2 protein-coding genes and 1 pseudogene are annotated in these 1,061 nt (G+C 72.0%); all 3 read right to left on the minus strand.

Features of this window, described 5'->3' with window-relative positions; genetic code table 11:
- Window positions 1–412: hypothetical protein (locus DSP71_RS13020; RefSeq protein WP_147251314.1), on the minus strand; the 412-nt coding region annotated here is incomplete at its 3' end.
- A 30-nt stretch (window positions 413–442) separates the two neighbouring features.
- Entirely contained in the window at window positions 443–721 is a 279-nt protein-coding gene (locus tag DSP71_RS13025; protein WP_005049577.1) for a YHS domain-containing protein, read from the minus strand.
- Between the two features lie 25 nt (window positions 722–746).
- Window positions 747–1,061 (minus strand): annotated as a pseudogene (locus DSP71_RS13030) (heavy metal translocating P-type ATPase); the annotation flags it as partial.

The raw sequence follows: 1,061 nt of genomic DNA on the forward strand, positions 1-1,061 counted from the left end.
TGCCGAACACGACCGTGCGGATCGTGCGCCCTTCCGGCGCCACCGTCCGTCCCGTTTCCAGCAGTTCGGCGACCAGCCGGGCGGCATCGGTCGGGGCGCAGCACCCGAACCGGGTGAACGCGGCTTCCAGCACGGCCGGGTCCCGCATCGCCGGGTTGGGGTGCGGGCGGCCTTCCTTGACCTCGCCGACGATCATGTCCGCTCCGCCCCCGGCACCCAGGGCCGGGTCCAGCGGTGCGTCGACGGTCCCGGACGCTCCCGGTGCGCGGTGCAGCCGTACGGCGAGGATGTCCAGGTCGGTGATGGTGCGGGGACCGCCGGGACCGGTGGCGTCCAGCACGGGGTATTCGGCGACGGTGAAGTAGCCGTTGACCCGCAGGTACGCCTGCACCAGCCCGACCGCCGTGTCCACCCTCTATCTCCGACCGGGTTATCTGGCCGGTCAGGCGGCGTGCGCGTAGCGGGCCGGGTCGGCGTCGAACAGCGGCCCGCACTCGGCGCAGCAGAACCAGTACCGGCTGCCCTGGTAGTCGCGGAACAGGCCGCGCTGCTCGGCCCAGGCCGGGTCGACCTGGTTGCCGGGCATCACCGGACAGGTCACCAGGTTCGTCGCCCCCGCCGGCGGCTCGTGATGGTGATGCTCGTGCGCACCATGCTCGTGTCCTCCATGGTCGTGCCCGTGCGTGTGGTCGTGCCCGGAGTGGTCGTGGTCGTGGGACATGGTGTGTCTCCTTCTCGAGCGATGGTTAGGCCTGGACGGGCGCGGGCTCTCGGGTGGCGGGGGCGCCGGCACGGGTCGGGGTGGGCAGGGGGCGGAAGCGGCGCAGGCGGAGGCTGTTGGTGACGACGAACACGCTGCTGAACGCCATTGCCGCGGCGGCGAGGATGGGGTTGAGCAGGGCGAGCATCGCGACCGGGATCGCGGCGACGTTGTACGCGAACGCCCAGAACAGGTTCCCCTTGATCGTGCCCAGGGTGCGGCGGGCCAGCCGGATCGCGTCCGGGACCAGCATCAGGTCGCCGGAGACGATGGTCAGGTCCGCGGCGGTGATGGCCGCGTC

It is taken from the genome of Microbacterium sp. H6, from assembly GCF_003314775.1.
Classification (GTDB): domain Bacteria; phylum Actinomycetota; class Actinomycetes; order Actinomycetales; family Microbacteriaceae; genus Microbacterium; species Microbacterium oxydans.

What these genes read in the sequence shown, in the direction of transcription:
- DSP71_RS13025 (WP_005049577.1), bottom strand. Translation starts at nt 721, where the DNA reads ATGTCCCACGACCACGACCACTCCGGGCACGACCACACGCACGGGCAC.